The organism is Streptomyces sp. NPDC048441 (genome assembly GCF_043200235.1).
GTDB lineage: Bacteria > Actinomycetota > Actinomycetes > Streptomycetales > Streptomycetaceae > Streptomyces.
Genome location: NZ_JBICXM010000017.1, coordinates 118,436 through 137,499, shown reverse-complemented (window position 1 = coordinate 137,499; position 19,064 = coordinate 118,436). Strand labels below are relative to the sequence as shown.

The 19,064-nt window shown below is 71.3% G+C and carries 21 protein-coding genes; 7 read left to right on the top strand and 14 right to left on the bottom strand.

Annotated features, from left to right (window positions below):
* Nucleotides 1-561: 561 nt before the first annotated feature.
* The 7 genes from ACGFSB_RS32880 to ACGFSB_RS32850 all read right to left on the bottom strand — a co-directional run bounded on the left by ACGFSB_RS32880 (nt 562) and on the right by ACGFSB_RS32850 (nt 6,854).
* Nucleotides 562-1,242, bottom strand: coding sequence for a hypothetical protein (locus tag ACGFSB_RS32880; RefSeq protein WP_393406882.1), 681 nt, complete (start codon nt 1,240-1,242; stop codon nt 562-564).
* A 3-nt stretch (nt 1,243-1,245) separates the two neighbouring features.
* A complete protein-coding gene (locus ACGFSB_RS32875; protein WP_393406880.1) occupies nt 1,246-1,743 on the bottom strand; it encodes a phage tail protein in 498 nt (165 codons plus the stop codon).
* Between the two features lies 1 nt (nt 1,744).
* On the bottom strand, nt 1,745-3,742 hold the full coding sequence (locus ACGFSB_RS32870) for a phage tail sheath family protein (RefSeq protein WP_393406878.1): 1,998 nt from the start codon (nt 3,740-3,742) through the stop codon (nt 1,745-1,747).
* Between the two features lie 113 nt (nt 3,743-3,855).
* On the bottom strand, nt 3,856-4,617 hold the full coding sequence (locus tag ACGFSB_RS32865) for a hypothetical protein (RefSeq protein WP_393406876.1): 762 nt from the start codon (nt 4,615-4,617) through the stop codon (nt 3,856-3,858).
* A complete protein-coding gene (locus ACGFSB_RS32860) occupies nt 4,611-5,753 on the bottom strand; it encodes a DUF4157 domain-containing protein (RefSeq protein ID WP_393406874.1) in 1,143 nt (380 codons plus the stop codon). The genes ACGFSB_RS32865 and ACGFSB_RS32860 overlap by 7 nt, the downstream gene beginning before the upstream one ends.
* Nucleotides 5,754-5,776: 23 nt before the next feature.
* Nucleotides 5,777-6,556: a BTAD domain-containing putative transcriptional regulator gene (locus ACGFSB_RS32855; RefSeq protein ID WP_393406872.1), complete on the bottom strand. Its 780-nt coding sequence runs from the start codon at nt 6,554-6,556 to the stop codon at nt 5,777-5,779.
* A 94-nt stretch (nt 6,557-6,650) separates the two neighbouring features.
* Complete coding sequence (locus ACGFSB_RS32850) at nt 6,651-6,854, bottom strand: hypothetical protein (RefSeq protein ID WP_393406869.1); 204 nt, start codon at nt 6,852-6,854, stop codon at nt 6,651-6,653.
* A gap of 90 nt (nt 6,855-6,944) precedes the next feature.
* Between ACGFSB_RS32850 and ACGFSB_RS32845 the strand changes: the two genes are divergently transcribed.
* Complete coding sequence (locus ACGFSB_RS32845; protein ID WP_393406867.1) at nt 6,945-7,820, top strand: hypothetical protein; 876 nt, start codon at nt 6,945-6,947, stop codon at nt 7,818-7,820.
* Nucleotides 7,821-7,951: 131 nt separating this feature from the next.
* Nucleotides 7,952-8,368 (top strand): SSI family serine proteinase inhibitor, encoded by a 417-nt coding sequence (locus ACGFSB_RS32840; protein WP_393406864.1) that lies wholly within the window; start codon nt 7,952-7,954, stop codon nt 8,366-8,368.
* Nucleotides 8,369-8,399: 31 nt separating this feature from the next.
* Here the strand turns inward: ACGFSB_RS32840 and ACGFSB_RS32835 are convergent, their stop codons facing one another.
* The 5 genes from ACGFSB_RS32835 to ACGFSB_RS32815 all read right to left on the bottom strand — a co-directional run bounded on the left by ACGFSB_RS32835 (nt 8,400) and on the right by ACGFSB_RS32815 (nt 12,879).
* A complete protein-coding gene (locus tag ACGFSB_RS32835; protein ID WP_393406862.1) occupies nt 8,400-8,561 on the bottom strand; it encodes a hypothetical protein in 162 nt (53 codons plus the stop codon).
* A gap of 85 nt (nt 8,562-8,646) precedes the next feature.
* Nucleotides 8,647-9,600: a cytochrome c oxidase assembly protein gene (locus ACGFSB_RS32830; RefSeq protein ID WP_393406860.1), complete on the bottom strand. Its 954-nt coding sequence runs from the start codon at nt 9,598-9,600 to the stop codon at nt 8,647-8,649.
* 102 nt (nt 9,601-9,702) lie between these two features.
* On the bottom strand, nt 9,703-10,728 hold the full coding sequence (locus ACGFSB_RS32825; RefSeq protein ID WP_393406858.1) for a 6-phosphofructokinase: 1,026 nt from the start codon (nt 10,726-10,728) through the stop codon (nt 9,703-9,705).
* A 143-nt stretch (nt 10,729-10,871) separates the two neighbouring features.
* On the bottom strand, nt 10,872-11,600 hold the full coding sequence (locus tag ACGFSB_RS32820; protein ID WP_393406856.1) for a type 1 glutamine amidotransferase: 729 nt from the start codon (nt 11,598-11,600) through the stop codon (nt 10,872-10,874).
* A 40-nt stretch (nt 11,601-11,640) separates the two neighbouring features.
* A complete protein-coding gene (locus ACGFSB_RS32815; protein ID WP_393406853.1) occupies nt 11,641-12,879 on the bottom strand; it encodes a MurT ligase domain-containing protein in 1,239 nt (412 codons plus the stop codon).
* A gap of 142 nt (nt 12,880-13,021) precedes the next feature.
* On the opposite strand from ACGFSB_RS32815, the gene def reads away from it, so the two are divergent.
* Nucleotides 13,022-13,561 carry a peptide deformylase gene (def, locus tag ACGFSB_RS32810; RefSeq protein ID WP_393406851.1) on the top strand — a complete coding sequence of 180 codons (540 nt, stop codon included), beginning with the start codon at nt 13,022-13,024 and terminating at the stop codon, nt 13,559-13,561.
* A gap of 20 nt (nt 13,562-13,581) precedes the next feature.
* On the opposite strand, the gene ACGFSB_RS32805 is transcribed toward def, so the two are convergent.
* Nucleotides 13,582-14,229 carry a TetR family transcriptional regulator gene (locus ACGFSB_RS32805; RefSeq protein ID WP_393406848.1) on the bottom strand — a complete coding sequence of 216 codons (648 nt, stop codon included), beginning with the start codon at nt 14,227-14,229 and terminating at the stop codon, nt 13,582-13,584.
* A gap of 167 nt (nt 14,230-14,396) precedes the next feature.
* On the opposite strand from ACGFSB_RS32805, the gene ACGFSB_RS32800 reads away from it, so the two are divergent.
* The 4 genes from ACGFSB_RS32800 to ACGFSB_RS32785 all read left to right on the top strand — a co-directional run bounded on the left by ACGFSB_RS32800 (nt 14,397) and on the right by ACGFSB_RS32785 (nt 18,213).
* Entirely contained in the window at nt 14,397-15,623 is a 1,227-nt protein-coding gene (locus ACGFSB_RS32800; protein WP_393406846.1) for an acyl-CoA dehydrogenase family protein, read from the top strand.
* 147 nt (nt 15,624-15,770) lie between these two features.
* Nucleotides 15,771-16,223, top strand: coding sequence for a MarR family winged helix-turn-helix transcriptional regulator (locus ACGFSB_RS32795; protein ID WP_393406844.1), 453 nt, complete (start codon nt 15,771-15,773; stop codon nt 16,221-16,223).
* Nucleotides 16,220-17,617: an MFS transporter gene (locus ACGFSB_RS32790; protein ID WP_393406842.1), complete on the top strand. Its 1,398-nt coding sequence runs from the start codon at nt 16,220-16,222 to the stop codon at nt 17,615-17,617. The genes ACGFSB_RS32795 and ACGFSB_RS32790 overlap by 4 nt, the downstream gene beginning before the upstream one ends.
* A 47-nt stretch (nt 17,618-17,664) precedes the next feature.
* The gene (locus ACGFSB_RS32785) at nt 17,665-18,213 is read left to right on the top strand and encodes an isochorismatase family protein (protein ID WP_393406839.1); all 549 of its coding nucleotides are present in this window, start codon (nt 17,665-17,667) and stop codon (nt 18,211-18,213) included.
* A 41-nt stretch (nt 18,214-18,254) separates the two neighbouring features.
* On the opposite strand, the gene ACGFSB_RS32780 is transcribed toward ACGFSB_RS32785, so the two are convergent.
* Nucleotides 18,255-19,043 (bottom strand): GNAT family N-acetyltransferase, encoded by a 789-nt coding sequence (locus ACGFSB_RS32780; RefSeq protein WP_393406836.1) that lies wholly within the window; start codon nt 19,041-19,043, stop codon nt 18,255-18,257.
* Between the last annotated feature and the right edge of the window lie 21 nt (nt 19,044-19,064).

Genomic DNA, 19,064 nt, shown 5'->3' with positions numbered 1-19,064 from the left:
CGGGTGGCTGTCGAGTGCGCGTCGGCATGTCGACCGGGCTTGCTGCTTGTACGGGGGGAGGCGTAGGTGCCTGGCCCGGGATTCACCCCCGTCTCCGTCTGACCCTGAGCGGTTGACCTGCCCGAGACGTCATGGATGGGGGACCTGGTGCCTGTGCCGGCGCTGGGTGCGGCGCCGCGCGTGGCCGCGGGATTCATGCCGGTGCCCGCGCGTCCTTGAGCAGCTGTCGTGCCCCAGCCGACCTGCGCGAGAGGCCTGGTCCCTGTACCGGCGTCGGCTTCGGTGCCGCCTGGCCTGGCTCCCCGATCTACCCCGGTCTCCGCGTGACCCAGGGGCGCCGCCATCCCCCGGCCGACACGTGCGTCGCGCCCGGCGACCGCACCCGACCATGCCGCCCTGCCCGCACCGCCACCACCGATGCTCATACCGATACCGGGCCAAAATTCCGGCCCCGTACCTCTCCGAACCCCGGCCCGTCCCGCACGGCTCGCCATCCGGGACAGGGTGCTGCCCTGCCCCCCGACGGCGGAAGGGACGCCGCCACCCGGGTCCTTCGCCACGTCACCCACCCCCCACCGCGAACGCGGCCAGTCGGCGTCGGCGGTCGCGGGGCAGCGCGTCTATTGCGGCGAGGTCCCAGCCGTACGCGGAGGCCAGTACGTGTACGTCGTGGTCGAGTTCGTCGAGCAGCGTCAGCAGGCCGCGCAGCACCAGTGTCTGGACATCGACCGGGTACGACACTTCGGCGCCGCACGCCGGGCAGTCGAAGACCAGAGGGCCGGCGAGTGAGTCGTCGACCGCTTCGAAGTCCCCTGGTTCCGGGGGACGTTCGGGGTGGCCGACGGTGCACCTGCGCAGCAGCTCCGCCGCCCCGGACTCGCCGGGCGGCAGGCCGAGCAGATCGCCGTACGCGGGCTGCCTGAGTCCGCCGCCGCGCCCGAGCACCGCGGTGCGGGGCCGGGGCGGCGGTACGGTGTCGGCGCCCAGGCGTACCGTGCTGAACTCCCCGCAGCCACAGGTCAGTACGGGCTCGATGTCCTGGCCTGTGAGGTCGCGGTACAGCGCGAGCAGCAGCCGGTCGCCGGTGGCGACGGGCAGGTCCGCCGGGTCGTGTCCCGCGGCGGAGAGGACCGCGATGACCTGGCCGAGCTCGGTCGTCCGCTCCCGTGCACCGGCCAGCGTGGCGAGGACGGCGAATTCGGCGAGCTCGGCAGGCCCGGTCCCGGCGGGCGTCCGCGTCATGGCCTAGGGCTCCGCCGGAGTGACCCAGGCGGTGTCGCGGTCGAAGGTCTCGAAGGACAGCTTGATCGTCTCGATCGCGACCGCGGCGGTCGCCGCGTCGAGCTGGGGGAGCGCCGTGTACTCCGAGACCCAGCACCGGTTCAGCTTGTACGAGAGGACCTTCTGCTGGGCCTCGTTGTAGAGGTCGACGATGACGTCTTTGCGGAAGTCCTTCAGTGACATGGGACTGCCGGTGGCGTGCACCTTGTTCGCCCAGGCCTCGAACTCCCGGTCCAGCGTCACCCCGCGCTCCAGGGCCACATCGTCGTAGCTGGTCACCCCGGGACTCTTGCGCTGCCGCGCTGGATCGGAGCCGTCCCGATGGGCGACGACAGTGGTCTTGCGGCTGAGCGGCCCCATCTTGGACAGGCCCGCCACGGTGCGCCCGTCCCACAGCACACGGAACATGAAACTCTTGTAGGGGTCGAAGCGGTCGACACCGCCGACCTTGAAGGGGGCCACGTCATGCCTCCAGTTGCGAGATCTGCGTGATCGTCACGACCACGAACTCAGCGGGCTTCAGCGGTGCGAACCCGACGACGACATTGACCCGGCCCAGATCGATCTCCGACTGCGGATTGACGGTCTCGTCGCAGGTCACGAAGAAACTGTCGGCCTCGGCGCGGCTCGTACTCTGCTGGAAGGCCCCCTGGTCGAAGAGCGTGCGCATGAACGCCGTCACCGCGAGCCTCAACTGGGTCCACAGATCAGGGTCGTTGGGCTCGAACACTGCGAACTGGGTGCCCAGGTAGAGCGAACTGGCGATGAGGTCCGTCAGCCGCCGCACCGGTACGTACTTGAAGTCGGAGCTCTGGGTGTCGGCCCCCTTGAGCGTCCGCGCGCCCCACACGACGGCCCCCGCTCCCGGGAACGTACGCAGCACATTGACGCCGCGCGGGTTCAGTACGCCGGACAGCGCGTCGTCGGTGGGCACATCGAGCCCGGCGATGCCCGCGAGAGGGCCGTCCGCGAGGCCGGCGGGCGCCTTCCACACACCGCGTCCCGCGTCGGTGCGGGCCATCACCCCGGCCACCGCGCCGCACGGCGGCAGACTGAGCGTCACCGGCAGCCCGCCGGGTCCGGTCTCGATCATGGTGACCCGCGGATAGTAGAGCGCGGCGTGTTCGCCGAGGGCAGGCAGTCCGCCGAGGCCGGGGGCGGGACTCACCGGCCAGTCCCGGGGGGTGTCGACGATCAGGAAGGCACGCTCGCGCGTGCAGAACGCCATCGCCTCGGTCAGCTTCTGATTGTTCACCAGGGTCGCGGTCTTGGTGAGGTCGGTCGCGGGCAGGTCGGGCAGGCACAGCAGATTGAACCGGGGGAACTCGAGTGTGCCGAAGGCGTAGATGCCGCCGGAGCCGGATGACGGAACGACGCTGTCGGCGGAGAACGTGCCGTTCGATCCACCGGCGAACCCGATCGTCCCCGACGTCGTCTCGTTCGGCCTGACGCCGGCCGCACCGGAGATCTCGATGCCGCCCCAGGCCCGGCCGAGACCGAGCGTCTGCGAGGCGTCGTTCTGCGCCGCGGGCAGCACGGTGACGGAGCGGTCGGCCCCGCCGCCGGTGGCGGTCGTGGTGAGCTCGAACCGGTTGTCGGGCGTGGGGATGTTCCCCTTCGAGGTGAGGAGCAGCCCGGCGGCCAGGGCGGCGGCGTCGATCGCGTCGCGCACGGCGCTCTTCGTGAGATCGGCCGGTGTCGTGAAGGGGAGCACCAGATCGACGGGCGGCCCGTAGTCGGCCGAGACCCGCAGCGTCGCGTTGGACGCCCCGAGCCTGACCGTCGAGATGCCGACGTCGACGCCGCGGGACACGGCTTGGTCGGTGGTGGTCTGCGCGCCGGTGGCGAGCGTGGCCGCGACGAGAGCCGAGTCGGCGAGCACCCGTGGCGCGAAGCGCGGATGGGCTGTGGACATCGACAGGCCGGTGTACGTCTCCTCCGTGAGCACGGCCGATTCCCCGGTCCGCGGATCGGGCCCCCGCAGCCGCACGGTGACGCCGAACTGATCCTTCGGATTGTCGGAGGTGCCGTACGTGACGGCCCCCTCCATGCCGGTGCCGCCGACCTTGTTGGCCCATGTCCCGGCCCCGCGCGCGGTGAGCACGAGCCGCGCGGGCGGTGGGCTCCCGGTGCCCCCGAACAGGGTCGCCGAGGCGGCGGGAGCGGGGCTGACCGTGCCGCTCACGGTGACTGTGCCGACGACCCGCACCACCACGGCCTGGGAGCCGCCGTTGGCGAAGAACAGCTGCACCGCGTGCCCCATGGGCCGTGCCTCGTCCCAGGGCGCCCCGAAGGTCCGTACGTACTGCGCGAGCGAAGTGACCGGCACCGGCACATTCACCGGCCCCCGCCGGGCCTGTCCCACGAACGCCGCCACCGACGTGGCGACACCCGTGATCGTGTGTGCGCCGGAGGCGACCTCCTGCACATAGACACCCGGATATGAGGTCTGCACAGGCATCGTGTCCTCCTTGGCGACGGGCCGGGCTCGGCGAGAGGCCGGGCGGCGAGGTGGCGAAGTCCTGACCGCGACCCCCGGACGGCCCAGATTCACCGCCGCCCGTCACCCGGCCGTCACCGCGGGGGCGCGGGCAGTACGATTCCGGCCCCTCTGTCGAGCGAGCGCACCCGAATCCGTCGGCCGCCGCGCAGCTGCCCGAACCCCGCGACCCGGTAAGGGAATCGGGACTCGGTCCACAGGCAGGCCGTTCCGCCCGGCGAGAACGACAGAGCGGACACGGCACCGAAGCGGAATCCCCGTACGGGGTGCTGGTGGTAGGGGAAGGTGAAGTCGAACTCCGACACCCTGCGCCCCGTCACCGCGTACCAGGCGGGGCGGAGCGGCGCCGCCGCCGGAAGCCGGCCCTCCGTGAGATCCGCGGAGCGGTCACCGCTCAGTGGGAGCAGGGCGAGGCGGCGGTGCACCGACTCGTACACGATGACGTTCCCGCTCAGCCAGGCCAGCGAACTGGAGATGTGCGGCGGCGGGTTGGCACCCATGATCTGCCACCCGGTCCTGTCCCACAGCCACAGCCCGACCGAGGCGTGCGGGCCCTGCGGCAGGACGGTCACAAGGAGCCGGTCACCGTCGGGAGCCGCGGCGAGCGCGCCGATCCGCGGCCCGGGTCGTGGCACCGGCTCGGCGGTCAGTCCGGGCAGGGTGATGCGGACCAGATGGGCCGCTCCGGGGCCGGTCGCCGCCCACAGCCTCCCCGCCGCGTCCTGGGCGAGATGGACGGCCGCCGGCGCACCGTCACGCACGGCCAGTGGCCGCCCCCGGTCGCCGATCCCCTCGTAGAGCTGCCAGCCCGCCGCCGTACTGAAGAAGCTCAGCATGTGGGTCCCGGCGGGCAGTCCTTCTTGCCACCTCGGTACGGAGCCGGTGGATCGTCCCAGCCGATGCAGGTGCCGAGCGCCTTCGGTTTGGGGTCCATTCCGGCACAGCACGCACGGGCCAGGGTCCCGGCGAACGTATTGCTGTTGGGGCCCGAGAGCTTGTAGAGGCTGGGGTTGTTGTACGCGCGGAATGTGGTGGCCATGCACTCGGGGACGGAGGCGATCCCGGGCTTCGGCTCACACGTCAGACAGGTGGGGGTCTTGCCGCAGGGATCGGGGGAGTCGTCCCACTTCTGCCCGGAGGTTCCGGTGAGCGGGTTGTCCCACTTGTTCTGCGGGCACATCGGGCTGATGATCGCGTAGTTGAAGGGCGGGGCGTCGATATAGGCGTGGTTGCCGAACGGGCCGATCTGCAGGGGCCTCGCGCACACCCGCACCCCGCCGCTGCCCTTGACGGGCCCCATGGTCGGCGGCTGACGCGGCGCCACCCGCGGAGCCGCCCGGCTTCCTGTGCCCTCGATGGACTGATCGTCCCAACTGCCGCTGGCCCCGCCCCCGCCGGACTCCCCGCCGCTGAAACTCGACCCGGACCCGGAGCCAGACCCGGACCCGGAGCCAGACCCGGACCCGAACATCCCGGCGGAGAAGCGCCGCACCACCTGATCGGCGCGCACGTCGGCCGCGCGCTCCTCGGGATCGGCGGAGTGCCCCACCCGCATCGGCTGCGGTCGCGCACCGGCCCCGCCGGAGCCCCGCTGCTGCAGCACATGCGTCAGCTCATGGGCCAACATGCGCGCGCCCGCGGGCTCTTCGGGCCGGAAACCGCCCGCACCGAACACGACGTGCTCGCCCACCGTGTAGGCCTCGGCATCGAGTTCCTGCGCCGTGGCGGCGGCGAGGGGACCCGTGTGCACCCGCACCGAGCCGAAGCCCGCGCCGAAGCCCCGCTCCATCTCCCGCCGGACCCGCGGCCGCAGTGGCTGCCCCGCCTGCCCGAGCACCTGATGCACCCCGGAGGGCACCGGGGGTGAGGCACCGGCCCCGCCGGTGCGCCGCAGCTTGTCGCGATCGCAGCCCTGCGGCGGGCACGTATGGCCGCCGCAGCGCCGCACTACGGGAGGCGCGTACGAACTCATCGCCCCAGACCACCAGTTCCGCGTCACCGAGGCGTCACAGGCCGGGGCTCGTACTCCCGCCGCCGGGCGGGCCGGTGCAGCAGGGCGACGACTTCCGGCGCGGGCCGCACACCGAGCTCGCGGTCCAGGAGCCTCGTGTACGCCTCCAGGCTGCGGCGTCCCTCGACCCAGTTGCCCTCCGCCAGATGGGCCTCGATCAGTACGCGCTGCGCGCTCTCCCGCAGTGGCTCGGCGCTCACCGCCACCATCGCGGCCTCCACGGACTGTGCGTGCAGCCCGCGTATCGCCAGCTGACGGCTCTGTGCCTCAAGCGCGTGGAGCAGCCGCTGCCGGACGCGTTCGCGCTCGATCAGTGCCCAGTCCTCGTACCAGCCCGGCAGCAGGTCGAGGGCCTCAAGACCGCGTGGCACCATCCGCAGCTCGGCCGTCGACGCGGCCCCTTCGATGACCCGGGTCGCCCACCGGCCGACCGCGTCGACGTCGAGGACGACCTCGGCACGGAGACAGAGCCCGTATGTGTCGGTGTCGAGCAGCGGCACGTCCATCTGCCGCAGCCGCCACAGCGCCGAGCGCAGGTTCCCACCGGCGCGGGCCTCGTCGTTGACCGGCCACAGCGACCCGGCGGCGGACATCCGTTCCACACGCCCGTGACGCAGCGCGACGTAGACGAGCAGGCGCTTGCCGCTCCGGGGCACCTCCAAGCGGCGGTCGCCCACGCTGACGAAGGGCTCACCGAGGAGGTGCAGGACGGGGAGCGGGCCCGGTGTATCCCCCGCGATGAGTGCCTGAGAGAAGTCGGGCACGGTCACGCACCCCCTCGACGGCCGGCCGGCCGCGGTGCGACGGGGACGGATTCGTCACCAGTCAGTCGGTCACCGGGCTCTGAGTGCCGGTGTATCAGGTGTCCCGGTGCCCGGCGAGAAAGTCGAGCAGGAATTCCCGCACGGTCTGTACGGCGGATTCGGCATCTGTCGTAGAGGTCCGCGCGGCCGTCGTGTCGCGCTCGACGTCCGTATGGGTCCGTACCGTGATCAGCACGCCACGGGTCTGGACCTCCACCCGCACCAGACACACTCCGGCCCTCGGCTGCTCGGGAAGCATGAGGGCAGCCTCCCAGGCCACCGTCACCGTGGCGTTGGGCCGGGCGCGGACCGTGACGCGGCGGTGATGCGGCGTCGCTCGACTGAACGTATGAGCGTGTACGACAGGGCCGCCGCGGCGGCGCACCGCCACCCCGTCCCGGCCGCCCCCGCAGCCGTGCGATCCACAAGGACGGGCGCTCGGGCGTCGTCGGCGCGGGACGGACACCCTCCCCTGACCCACGAACTCACCCAGGTACTGCGGCGACAGGGCGGCCGTGGGGACCGTGGTGCGCGAGAGGGCCGCGAGGAGAACCGCACGCTGGAGGCGGAGCGGGACCAGAGCGAGGACACGCGCCGAGGGCGCAGGCCCGAGGGCGGCAGCTCGCGCTCCCGCCTCGCGGGCGGCGACCTGGAGGCCGACTGGGCCGGTCTTGCCATCCTCCGGCGCTATCTCGGCGGAGAGGGTGACTGGCACATCAGGGACGTACCGGAGTGGACGCGGTACATGCAGCGCAGCGCGCTGCTGCGCGGCCAGCTGCTCCCCAGGATCGCCGCCTTCGCCCGGACGCTGGCGAAATCGGGCCAGGAGGCGCCCGTGCCGGTCGGTCTGAGGTTCCACGCCGAGGTGGAGAACGGCGAGGGCATCATCGGCTACCAGTATCTGCACGGCACGCACGCGGGCAAGGGTGATTTCACTGTCGACGGGACGGCCGAGGCCCGGCACGACTACCCGCGGTCCTACGCGGACCGAGAGGAGACAGTACAGCCGGGCACTACGGTCCGGATGCGCCTGCGATACCGGTGGAACGATGTCATCGACCCCAACCCCAAGTACGGGACCGACCGGATCAAGAGCATCGCCGCCAAGATCATCACGCTGGGGGAGGCGTCCTCGTACGACATCTCGATCTCCTGGGAAGAAGAGTGCACGGTGTGGCTGCCGGACGAGGGCGACATGGTCGTCTTCGGATACCCCGGCTCTTGACGGGTGAGCCGTCCGGACCAGGCGCTGTACCCGTACGGGTGACCGTCCGGCGTGTCCGCCCGGCGCGCGCGGGGTGCGGGGGTGGCCTGGCCTCTCTCCGACGCAGCGCGTCACCGTCTCAGGAGGTCCCCATGAGGTCTCGTCCCACGTCCCGCCTGCGCCCGGTCGCGGTCACCGCCGCCGCGCTGATCTCCCTCGCCGCGGCCGCTCCCGCCCACGCGGCAGGCGAGACCGCCCCCGCGCGGTCGGGCGGAGTCTTCCTCACCGTCTCGGGGGACGACAACGCCTGGATCCGCGGGGTGCTCCTGGACTGTGTGACGCGGGCACCGGGGCATCATCCGTACGCGGCCGAGGCGTGTGCGGCGATCGACGCGGCGGGCGGCGACTTCGACGCGCTGCCCGCGACATCGGGGATCTGCACCAAGCAGTACGCCCCCGTCACCGTGCGCGCGACGGGGACCCACCGCGGCAGGCCGGTCAACTGGCACAAGACGTACGGCAACGCCTGCGAGATGGGGTACGCGACGGGCGCCGTCTTCCGTTTCTGACCTTTACCCCGCTACTGTGCCGCGGCGCCCCTCAGGGGGTGCCGCGTGACAGCACCATCGCCAGGGTGAGCATTCCGATGACGACCCAGCCGAACCACAGCCAGCCGTTGCTCCCGAGCGCGACTGTGTAGGCGGTCACCGCGACCAAGCCTCCGATGGTGAATACACCCATCGTCTTCGTAGAATCAGGCATCGCCCTGCCTCCTCCCGGCAGCCCCGACGCCCAGACGCCAAGACCGCGGCCTGAGGCCATTTTGACCCGTGAAGACCCTTTGCCGCTAGCGCCCGCGCGCGGCCAGTGAGGCCAGATAGGCGTTGTACGCCTCCAGCTCCTTGTCACCGTCACGGTCCGCGGCCCGGTCCGTACGCCGTGCCTGGCGCTGATCGGAGCGGTACCACTGGAAGAGCAGCGCGAGCAGCACAAGCACCGAAGGCACCTCGCTGAACGCCCACGCGATGCCGCCCGCGGCGCTCTGATCAGCGAGTGCGTCGATTCCGAGGGAAGCGGGCGGGTTCTTGTACGTGCCGATCATCGGCTCGGACGCCATCATCAGGGCGATGCCGAAGAACGCGTGGAACGGCATACCGGCGAACAGCTCCAGCATCCGCATGATGTAGCCGGGCCGGTGCGGGCCTGGATCGACGCCCATGATCGGCCAGAAGAAGACAAGACCGACGGCGAGGAAGTGCACCATCATCCCGATGTGCCCCACCTTGGACTCCATCAAGGTGTCGAAGATCGGCGTGAAGTACAGCGCGTACAGGCTCGCGATGAACAGCGGGATGGTGAACGCGGGGTGCGTGATGATGCGCATGTAGCGGCTGTGCAGGAACCACAGCAGCCACTCGCGGGGGCCCTTGTGACCGCGGCGGGCCGCGACCGGCAGCGCGCGCAGGGCGAGGGTGATCGGGGCGCCCATCAGGATCAGGATCGGCGAGAGCATACTGATGATCATGTGCTGCACCATGTGCACGCTGAACATGACCATTCCGTAGTCGTTCAGCTTGGTGCACATCACGAGCAGGATGGTCAGCACGCCCGCCACGAAGGAGATCGTGCGGCCCACCGGCCACTTGTCGCCACGCCGCACGAGCCGGACCACTCCGAAGCCGTACAGGGCGAGGGCCACCAGGCAGCTGATGAGGAAGAAGGGGTCGGCCGAGAGCTCAAGACCGCGCCCCAGCGTGAACGGCGGCAGATCCATGTTCATGCCGTGCCCGCTGTGATCCATCCACTGGCTCCTGATTCGTGCGGTTGTGCGCTGTGTGTCCGCACCAGACTAGAACGGCCCCCGGACGCAGAGGCGTCCGGGGGCCGTTCCGAAAGACCATTCCTACAGGACGCACTCCGCCTCGGCGTACCGCTCGTCCGGCACCGTCTTCAGGGTCTCGACCGCCTCGGCGAGCGGCACCATCGTGATGGCCGTGCCGCGCAGCGCCGTCATCTTGCCGAACTCGCCGCGGTGCACGGCCTCCACGGCGTGCCAGCCGAAGCGCGTGGCGAGCACCCGGTCGTACGCGGTCGGGGTGCCGCCGCGCTGGACGTGCCCGAGGATCACCGGGCGCGCCTCCTTGCCCAGGCGCTGCTCCAGTTCGCCGGAGAGCCGCGTGGCGATGCCCGCGAAGCGCTCGTGGCCGTACATGTCCTTGGAGCCCTCGTCGAACTCCATCGTGCCCTCGCGGGGCTTGGCGCCCTCCGCGGCCACGACGATCGCGAACTTCTTGCCCGCGGAGAACCGGTCGCCGACCTTCTGCGCCAGTTCCTCGATGTCGAAGGGCCGCTCCGGCACGACGATCGCGTGCGCGCCCGCGGCCATGCCCGAGTGCAGCGCGATCCAGCCGGTGTGCCGGCCCATGACCTCGACGATCAGGACCCGCTGGTGCGACTCGGCGGTCGTCTTGAGGCGGTCGAGGGCCTCGGTGGCCACGCCGACCGCGGTGTCGAAGCCGAAGGTGACGTCGGTGACCGCGATGTCGTTGTCGATCGTCTTGGGCACCCCGACGATCGGAAGCCCCGCGTCCGAAAGAAGCCGGGCGGCCTTCAGCGTGCCTTCGCCGCCGATCGGGATGACCGCGTCGAGGCCCAGGTCGGCGAGGTGGCCCTTGGCCCGCTCGACGCCGTCGCGCAGATGCGCGGGCTGGACCCGCGATGAGCCCAGAATCGTTCCGCCACGCGCCAGAATGCCGCCCACCGCGTCCAGGTCGAGCTTGCGGTAGTCGCATTCGAGCAGGCCGCGCCAGCCGTCGTGGAAGCCGATGACCTCGTCGCCGTGGTCGACGACGGCGCGGTGCACGACCGAACGGATGACGGCGTTCAGGCCGGGGCAGTCGCCGCCGGAGGTGAGGACACCAATGCGCATAGCCCAAAATACCTTTGCAACGTGGGCCGAAATCCGGACCACGTCGTCCGGCTTGAACCCCGCCACCTTATAGGCGGCAGGGGGCGGGGCAGCACCGGGCGTCCGACTGCTGGACGCCGCCGCTCACCTGTGCGGCGGGGGCTTCAGGCGGGCTGCTGTGCGGCGGCCACGCGCTCGGCGCGCAGCGCCTCGTACCAGCGGTCGTCCGTCGGCGGCAGGGCGTTCACATCGAGGGCCAGCTTCAGGAGCAGGTCCGCGATCAGCGGGTTGCGGGCGAGGACGGGGCCGTGCATGTACGTGCCGAAGACTGTGCCGTTGTACGCGCCCTCCGTGCCGTCACCCGTGCCGTTGCCCCGGCCGAGCGAGACGCGCGCGAACGGGCGCGCGGACGGGCCGATGTGCGTGATGCCCTGGTGGTTCTCGAAGCCGGTCAGCTGGGGGAGGCCGAGCTGCGGGTCGATGTCGCCGAGGACGTCGCCGACGCAGCGGTCGCCCTCGCCGCGCGTGGAGACCACGTCGAGCAGGCCGAGGCCCGGCTCGCGCTGGCCGAGGTCGTTGATGAACTCGTTGCCCAGGATCTGGTAGCCCGCGCAGACCGAGAAGACGATGGCGCCGTTGCCCACGGCGCGCTGCAGCCCGCCGTCGCGCCGCAGGCGCTCGGCCGCGAGGCGCTGCGGGCGGTCCTCGCCGCCGCCGATCAGATAGATGTCGCCGGAGGTGGGCACCGGCTGGTCGCTGCGCACGTCATAGCGCTCGACCTGGAGGCCGCGCTGGTGGGCGCGGCGCTCCACGACCAGGGCATTGCCCTGGTCTCCGTACGTGCTGAGCAGGTCGGGGTAGACCCACACCAGCCGCAGGCTGTTGTCGCTCATGCTCATTCGTCCCTACGAGGGTCTAGAGGGTCCGGTGGGGTCAGTTGCCGACGCGGCGGCGCAGGTCCTGGAACGCGGTGTAGTTCGCGATCGTCTCGATCCGGCCCGGCGGCGCCAGCTGCACGGCCTCGTCGAGGGTCTCGCAGACCCGGAAGTCGAGGCCCGCGACCTCAAGACGCACGGCGAGGTCAAGCTTGCGGTCGCCGAGCACGAAGATCGGGTGTCCGGCAAGGCGGGTGTAGTCGACGTCCCACAGCCAGGAGGTGTCGGTTCCGTCGGCGCCACGGGCGTTCACGGAGAGCACCACGGGGGTGGGCGGCGGGTCGATCAGGGAAAACGTTTCGAGCCAGCCCGCGGGGTTCTTCGCGAGCAGCAGGCGCAGATCGCGGCCCTGGAACTGCACGACGTCATAGCGTCCGGCGACCGCCTGCACCTGGTACATCCGCTCCAGGGCGACCTGCGGCGGCACTCCGAAGACGGCGGCGACGGCGGCCGACGTGGTCGCGTTCGCCTTGTTCGCCCGGCCCGGCAGCTGGAGGTGGATCGGCCAGGCCGAGCCGTGCGGGTCCAGGACGTGGTCGCCGGAGAGCACCCAGCTGGGCGCGGGGCGGCGGAAACCGCACTCGCCGCAGAACCAGTCGTCCCCGGGGCGCTGCATCACGCCGCCGCAGGAGGGGCACGACCAGGCGTCGTCCTTCCACTCCTGGCCCGCGGCCACCCACACCACGTTCGGCGACGAGGACGCCGCCCAGACGACCAGCGGGTCGTCCGCGTTCGCGATCACGACCGCCTTGGATCCGGCAAGGCCCTCGCGCCAGGCCTCCGCCATCATGCGGGTCTCGCCGGCGCGGTCCAGCTGGTCGCGCGAGAGGTTGAGCAGCGCGATCGCCTTCGGCTCCACATCGCGGGCGACGCCGGCGAGATACTTCTCGTCGACCTCGATGACACCGAACCTGGCGTCCGAACCGCCCGCGAGGGCCGAGGTGATCCCGGCCGGCATGTTCGCGCCGAGCGCGTTCGAGACCACGGGCCCGCTGGCGCGCAGCGCCTCCGCGAGCAGCCGGGTCGTGGTCGTCTTGCCGTTCGTGGCGGAGACGAGCACCACGTCCAGGTGCGTGGCGAGACGCCCGAGCAGGTCGGGGTCGAGCTTGAGTGATACGCGGCCGCCGATCACCGATCCGCTGCCGCGGCCCGCCGCGCGCGACACCGCCGCGGCCGCCTTGCCCGCCGTCACGGCCAGCTTGGCCCGCGGCGACAGCGGGTCCGTGTTGCCTGCCATCAGTTCTGGATCCTCCTTGCTTACGGCGCCGCGCCTGCCCCCGGCAACGCGATGAACCTCAGCCTATCGAGATCCACTGACAAGCCCGAACCGCGGCACCACCCCGACCCCGGGGTTCTCCAAGGACCGTACCCTTGCGGCCATGCGACATGGCTCGATCCCGGGCGCCTCAGGGCGCGTACGACCTCTGACCCTGCTCGGTGACCCCGTGCTGCACAAGCCGTGTGAGGAGGTCATGGCCTTCGGCCCCGAACTGGCCCGGCTCATCGAGGACATGTACGCCACGATGTACGCCGCTCAGGGCGTCGGCCTCGCCGCCAACCAGGTCGGCGTGGCTCAGCGGGTCTTCGTCTACGACTGCCCGGACGACGACGATGTCCGCCATCTCGGATACGTGGTGAACCCACGCCTCGTGGTGGCGGACGGCGTCAGCGTGCGCGGCCCGGAGGGCTGTCTCTCGCTGCCGGGCCTCGAAGCGGGCACACCGCGCTTCGACCACGCCGTGGTGGAGGGTGTCGACGTGCTCGGGGAGCCGGTGCGGGTGCACGGCACCGGCTGGTTCGCGCGCTGCCTGCAGCACGAGTGCGACCACTTGGCGGGCGGCGTCTACACCGATCACGTCACGGGCTGGCGGCGGCGCAGGGTGCTGCGGGCCGCCGCCAAGGCGCCCTGGAGCAGCTGAGGTTCGGCGCCCTGCCGTTCTCAGAACCCGGGGCCGCCGACGCGGTTGCCCGCAGCGGCGAGCCGTCCCCACAGCAGATCCGCCAGGCTGCTCACCAATTCCGCGCGCGGGCACGGCCGTTCACCGAGCCACCAGTCGCCCGCGGCGTGCATCATGCCGACGATGCCGTGCCCCCACACGCGCGCGAGCTGCGCGCTGCCGGGGCCGAGGTCGACCCGCTCCTCGATGACCTGTGCCAGCTCCTCGCCCATGCGGCGCAGCAGGGGAGCGGAGTGCAGACCCACGTCGAAGCCCTGCTCGCCGGAGGTGACGCCGTCCGACGGATGCATCAGGAAGCGGTAGACCTGCGGGCGTGCCTCGATCGCCGCGAGATAGGTGTCGAGCGTCTGCTCCACCCGTTCCCTGCGCTCGGCGGGGGCGTCCAGGGCGGCGCGCAGCGAGTCGAGGAGTGCGTCCGTGTGCCGCTTGGCGAGCGCGGCGTACAGTCCGCCCTTGTCGCCGAAGTGCCGGTAGAGGATCGGCTTGGTGATGCCCGCCTCGGCTGCGATGGCGTTCATGGAGGCGCCGGGCCCGTCACGAAGCACCACCCGGTCCGCGGCTTCGAGCAGCTCGCGCCGTCGGCGCGCGGCAGACCGTTGCTGCTCGGTCTGCTGTGTGGTGGTCTCCATAGCGTTTCTCTCCCCGCCCGTGCGATTGCGCCCCGCACGCGCAACGTAACACCCCGCGCGAGGCGCCCATCGAACGGGCGGCCGGGAGTTGACATCTGCTACCGACCGGTAACATACTCCAGTTACCGCAAGTAACGCACGTCTTCACCGCAGGTCCTGGAGGGGTCATGGCCGAGTTCACCATGGAGCTCAACGACGAACAGAAGGAGGTCCGGGACTGGCTCCACGGATTCGCGGCTGACGTGATCCGTCCCGCGGCCGCCGAATGGGACGAGCGCGAAGAGACTCCCTGGCCGATCATCCAGGAGGCGTCGAAGCTGGGGATCTATTCCCTCGACTTCTACGCCCAGCAGTTCTTCGACCCCACGGGTCTCGGCATCCCGATGGCGACCGAGGAGATCTTCTGGGGCGACGCGGGCATCGGCCTCTCCATCATGGGCACGGGCCTGGCCGCCGTCGGCGTCCTCGCCAACGGCACCGAGGAGCAGATCGGCACCTGGATCCCGCAGATGTACGGCGACGTGAACGACGTCAAGGTCGCCGCCTTCTGCTCCTCCGAGCCCGACGCGGGCTCCGACGTGGCGGCGATGCGCACCCGCGCCGTCTACGACGCGGCCAAGGACGAGTGGGTCCTCAACGGCACCAAGACCTGGGCGACCAACGGCGGCATAGCCAACGTCCACGTCGTCGTCGCGGTCGTCGACGCCGAGCTCGGCTCCAAGGGCCACGCCTCCTTCATCGTGCCGCCGAACACCCCCGGCCTCTCGCAGGGCCAGAAGTTCAAGAAGCACGGCATCCGCGCCTCGCACACCGCCGAGGTCGTCCTGGAGGACGTGCGCATCCCCGGGCACTGCCTGCTCGGCGGCAAGGACAAGCTCGACGAGCGCATCGCCCGTGCGCGGGAGCGTGCCAAGACCGGTGGCGAGCGCGTGAAGAACGCCGCGATGGCCACTTTCGAGGCCTCGCGCCCGGCCGTCGGCGCCATGGCCGTGGGCACGGCCCGTGCCGCGTACGAGGAGGCCCTCGAGTACGCCAAGACGCGTACGCAGTTCGGTCGCCCGATCATCGACAATCAGGGCGTCGCCTTCCAGCTCGCCGACATGGCTACGCAGATCGACGCGGCCCGGCTGCTCGTCTGGCGCGCTTCGTGGATGGCGAGCACGGGCAAGAAGTTCGAGTCGGCCGAGGGCTCCATGTCGAAGCTCTACGCGAGCGAGGTCGCCAAGAAGGTCACCGCGCAGGCGGTGCAGATCCTCGGCGGCAACGGCTTCACGCGGGAGTACCCGGTGGAGCGGATGCACCGGGACGCCGCGATCTACACGATCTTCGAGGGCACCAGCGAGATCCAGCGCCTGGTGATCGCGCGTACGTTGTCGGGGATGCCGATCCGCTAGCGCGCCCGCCGCGCCCTTCCGTACCCTGTTGCACGTGAAACATCCACCCCTGTCGCTTTTGCGACAGGGGTGGTTTTCGTTGTGCGGGTCGGAGATATAGGCAGGCACACTTGCAAGGTTACCTGCCTATCTCATACGGTGGTCCCCATGGTCCACATGAGCGCACCCTCCGACGGCTCGGCTCCCGAGCAGGTCGCCGCCGATCTGTCGAACGTCGTCCGGCGGCTCGTGCGGCGCCTGCGCGGTGTGACACCGGCGACCGGGCTCAGCCCCTCGCAGCGTTCCGTGCTCGCCCGCCTCGACCACGCGGGCCCCGCCACCACCGCGGTCCTGGCCCGCGAAGAGCTCGTCCGGCCCCAGTCCATGCGGCTGACCGTGGGCGCGCTCGAGGACATGGGGCTCGTCGAGCGGGCCCCCGATCCCGACGACGGGCGGCAGTCCGTCGTCTCCGTGACCGATCAGGGGCATCGCACCCTCACCGAGATGCGGGCCGCCAAGCACGACTGGCTCTCGACGGCCCTTGCCGACGGATTCGACCCGGCCGAGCGCCGCCAACTGGCCGATGCCATCGTGCTGTTGGAGCGGTTGGTGCAGAAGTGAGGACGAGGGCGGACGCCCCGGCCCGCCCGGCGGCGGACGAGCGTCCCGCCTTCGGGGCCCGGCTCACCGCGCCCCTCCTCCTCGGCTCACTGCTCAACCCGCTCAACACCACGATGATCTCCACCGCTCTGGTGGCGATCGGGCACGACTTCGGGATCGGTGCCTCCGACACCGTCTGGCTCGTCTCCGTGCTCTACCTCGCGAGCGCCGTAGCCCAGCCCGTGCTCGGCAAACTCGCCGACGGCATCGGGCCGCGCCGCGTGTTCATCGGTGGCCTGGTGACGGTCGTGGCGTCGGGCCTCGTCGGGGCCTTCGCCCCCGGATTCGGCTGGCTGCTCGCCTCGCGGCTCCTGCTCGGTGTCGGTACGTCGGCCGCGTACCCGGCCGCGATGGCCGTACTGCGCGACGAGTCACGCAGGCTCGGCGCGCCGACGCCGCGCATGGTCCTCGGCCGCCTCTCCTTCGCCGCGCTCGGCAGTGCGGCGATAGGCCCGACCCTCGGCGGGCTCCTCGTGGCGACGGCGGGCTGGCGCGGCATCTTCGCGGTGAACGTCCCCGTCGCGCTCATCGCGCTCGGCTGCGCGCTGCGCTGGATCCCGGCGGACGGTCCGCGGGCCGCGCACGAGAAGGGCGGCGGTTCCAGCGCGCTCGACCCGCTCGGCACCCTGCTCTTCACCGGCGCGCTGACCTGCCTGGTCGTCTTCCTGCTCGACCTGGCCCACCCCCTGTGGTGGCTGCTCGCCCCCGTAGCGGCGCTCTCCGCCGCGCTGACCTGGTGGCAACTGCGCCACCCGCACCCCTTCATCGACCTCCGTATGCTCGGCCGCAACCACGCCCTCGCCCGCACCTACCTGCGGCACGGCCTCAGCTACCTCGTCGTGTACTGCGTCATGTACGGCTTCACCCAGTGGCTGGAGGAGGCGCGCGGCCTCTCGTCCCTCCACACCGGCCTCGTCATGCTGCCCATGTCCCTCGCCGCGCTGGCCTGTTCCCTGCTCGGCGCCCGTACGAAGGGAATCCGCGCCCCGCTGAGCATCGCCTCCGTACTCCTCGTCGTGGGCGGCACGCTGCTCTTCTTCACCTCGGGCGGCACCCCGCTCGCCGTGCTCCTCCTGACCGGCGCGTGCTTCGGCATCCCCCAGGGGCTCATGGGCACCAGCAACCAAGCGGCCGTCCAGGCCTATGCCCCCGCCGACGCGATCGGCTCCGCCGCGGGGCTCCAGCGCACGGCCCAGTACATCGGGGCCATCGCCGCGTCAGGACTGATCGGCCTCGCCTACGGGCAGCGGGCCGACGACGGAGGTCTGCATCTCATGGCCGGGGTCGGCACCGTACTGGCGCTCGCCCTGGTCGCCCTGACCCTGACCGACCGGGCCCTGCGAACCCGTCCCTGAACCAACTCCCCACCCAGCCCCATCCACGTAAGAAAGAGATCTGAGCCATGACTGCCACCACCCTGGACCCCACCACGGCCCTCGTCCTCGTCGACCTCCAGAAGGGCATCGCGGCCCTGCCCACGGCCCACCCCTCCGCGGAGATCATCGAGCGGTCCGCCCGCCTCGCCGCCGCGTTCCGCGAGCGTGGCCTCCCCGTCGTCCTGGTACGCGTCACCGGCGGCGCCCCCGGCCGCACCGAAGGCCACGTCGGGGGCGGCGACATGCCCGCCGACTGGGCAGAGCTGGTCCCCGAGCTCGGCCGCCAGGACAGCGACATCGTCGTCACCAAGCAGCAGTGGGGTGCCTTCTACGGCACGGACCTCGACCTACAGCTGCGCCGCCGCGGAGTCACGCAGGTCGTGGTCGCCGGAATCGCGACGAGCATCGGCGTCGAGTCCACGGCCCGCGCGGCACACGAACACGGCTACCACGTCACGGTCGCCGTCGACGCCGTGACCGACATGGACGCGGACGCGCACCGCAACAGCCTCGAGAAGATCTTCCCGAGGCTGGGCGAGACGGACACGGGCGAGGCGATCGCGAAGCTGCTCTGAGTCCTTGGGCCCTAAGGCTGTTGGGCTGAGGGGCCGTACAGCTAGGGCGCGTACACGAACGGCGTCGTCACGCTCAGCGGCTCGAAGCCCAGGCGCCGCAGGATCGGGCGGCTGTCGTCGGAGGCATCCACCTGGAGGTAGCGGTAGCCGCGTTCGGCGGCGATGCGGGCGCGGTGGGCGGTCAGGGCGCGGTAGATGCCCTTGCCGCGCCACTTGGGCGCGGTGCCGCCGCCCCAGAGGCCGGCGAAGTCGGTGCCGGGGTAGAGCTCCATCCGGGCCGAGCTCACCGGCTCGTCGCCCGCCATCGCGACCACGGCGACGATGGTGTCGGGGGTCTCGGTCAGCTGCGTGAGGACCCGCTTGGCAAGACGTTCGCCGAGCCCCGCGCTGTCATCGCCGAACGCCATGTCGTGGGCGTCCGCCATGAGCCGGACGCCGGACGCGTCCGTCACCGGCAACAGGCGTACGCCCTCCGGCAGTTCGGGCTCCGTGGGGAGGTCGGCGACCTCGGCCACCATCACGGTCTCCGGCGGCTCGGCGACGAAACCGGCGGCCCGCAGCCGGTCGGCGAGGTCGGCCGGGCGGTCGTGGGAGTACAGCTTCCACTCGAACTCGCGGCCCGCTGCCGTGAAGTACCGCACCTGCTCGGCGATGACGGAGTCCGCCGTGGCGGCGTCGACATCCGCCCAGTGCACGCCGTTCCAGTCGTGCGGCGCGCCGGTCTGCCGGATGACGGCCCCGGCCCGCTCGACGCGCGCGCCGGGGCTGTCCGTCTGTGCGTCACGCCGAATCTGCCGGTCGTACGCCGCCAATACCGTTTGGTGATCCATGCGGGCACTTCAGCAGGGCGG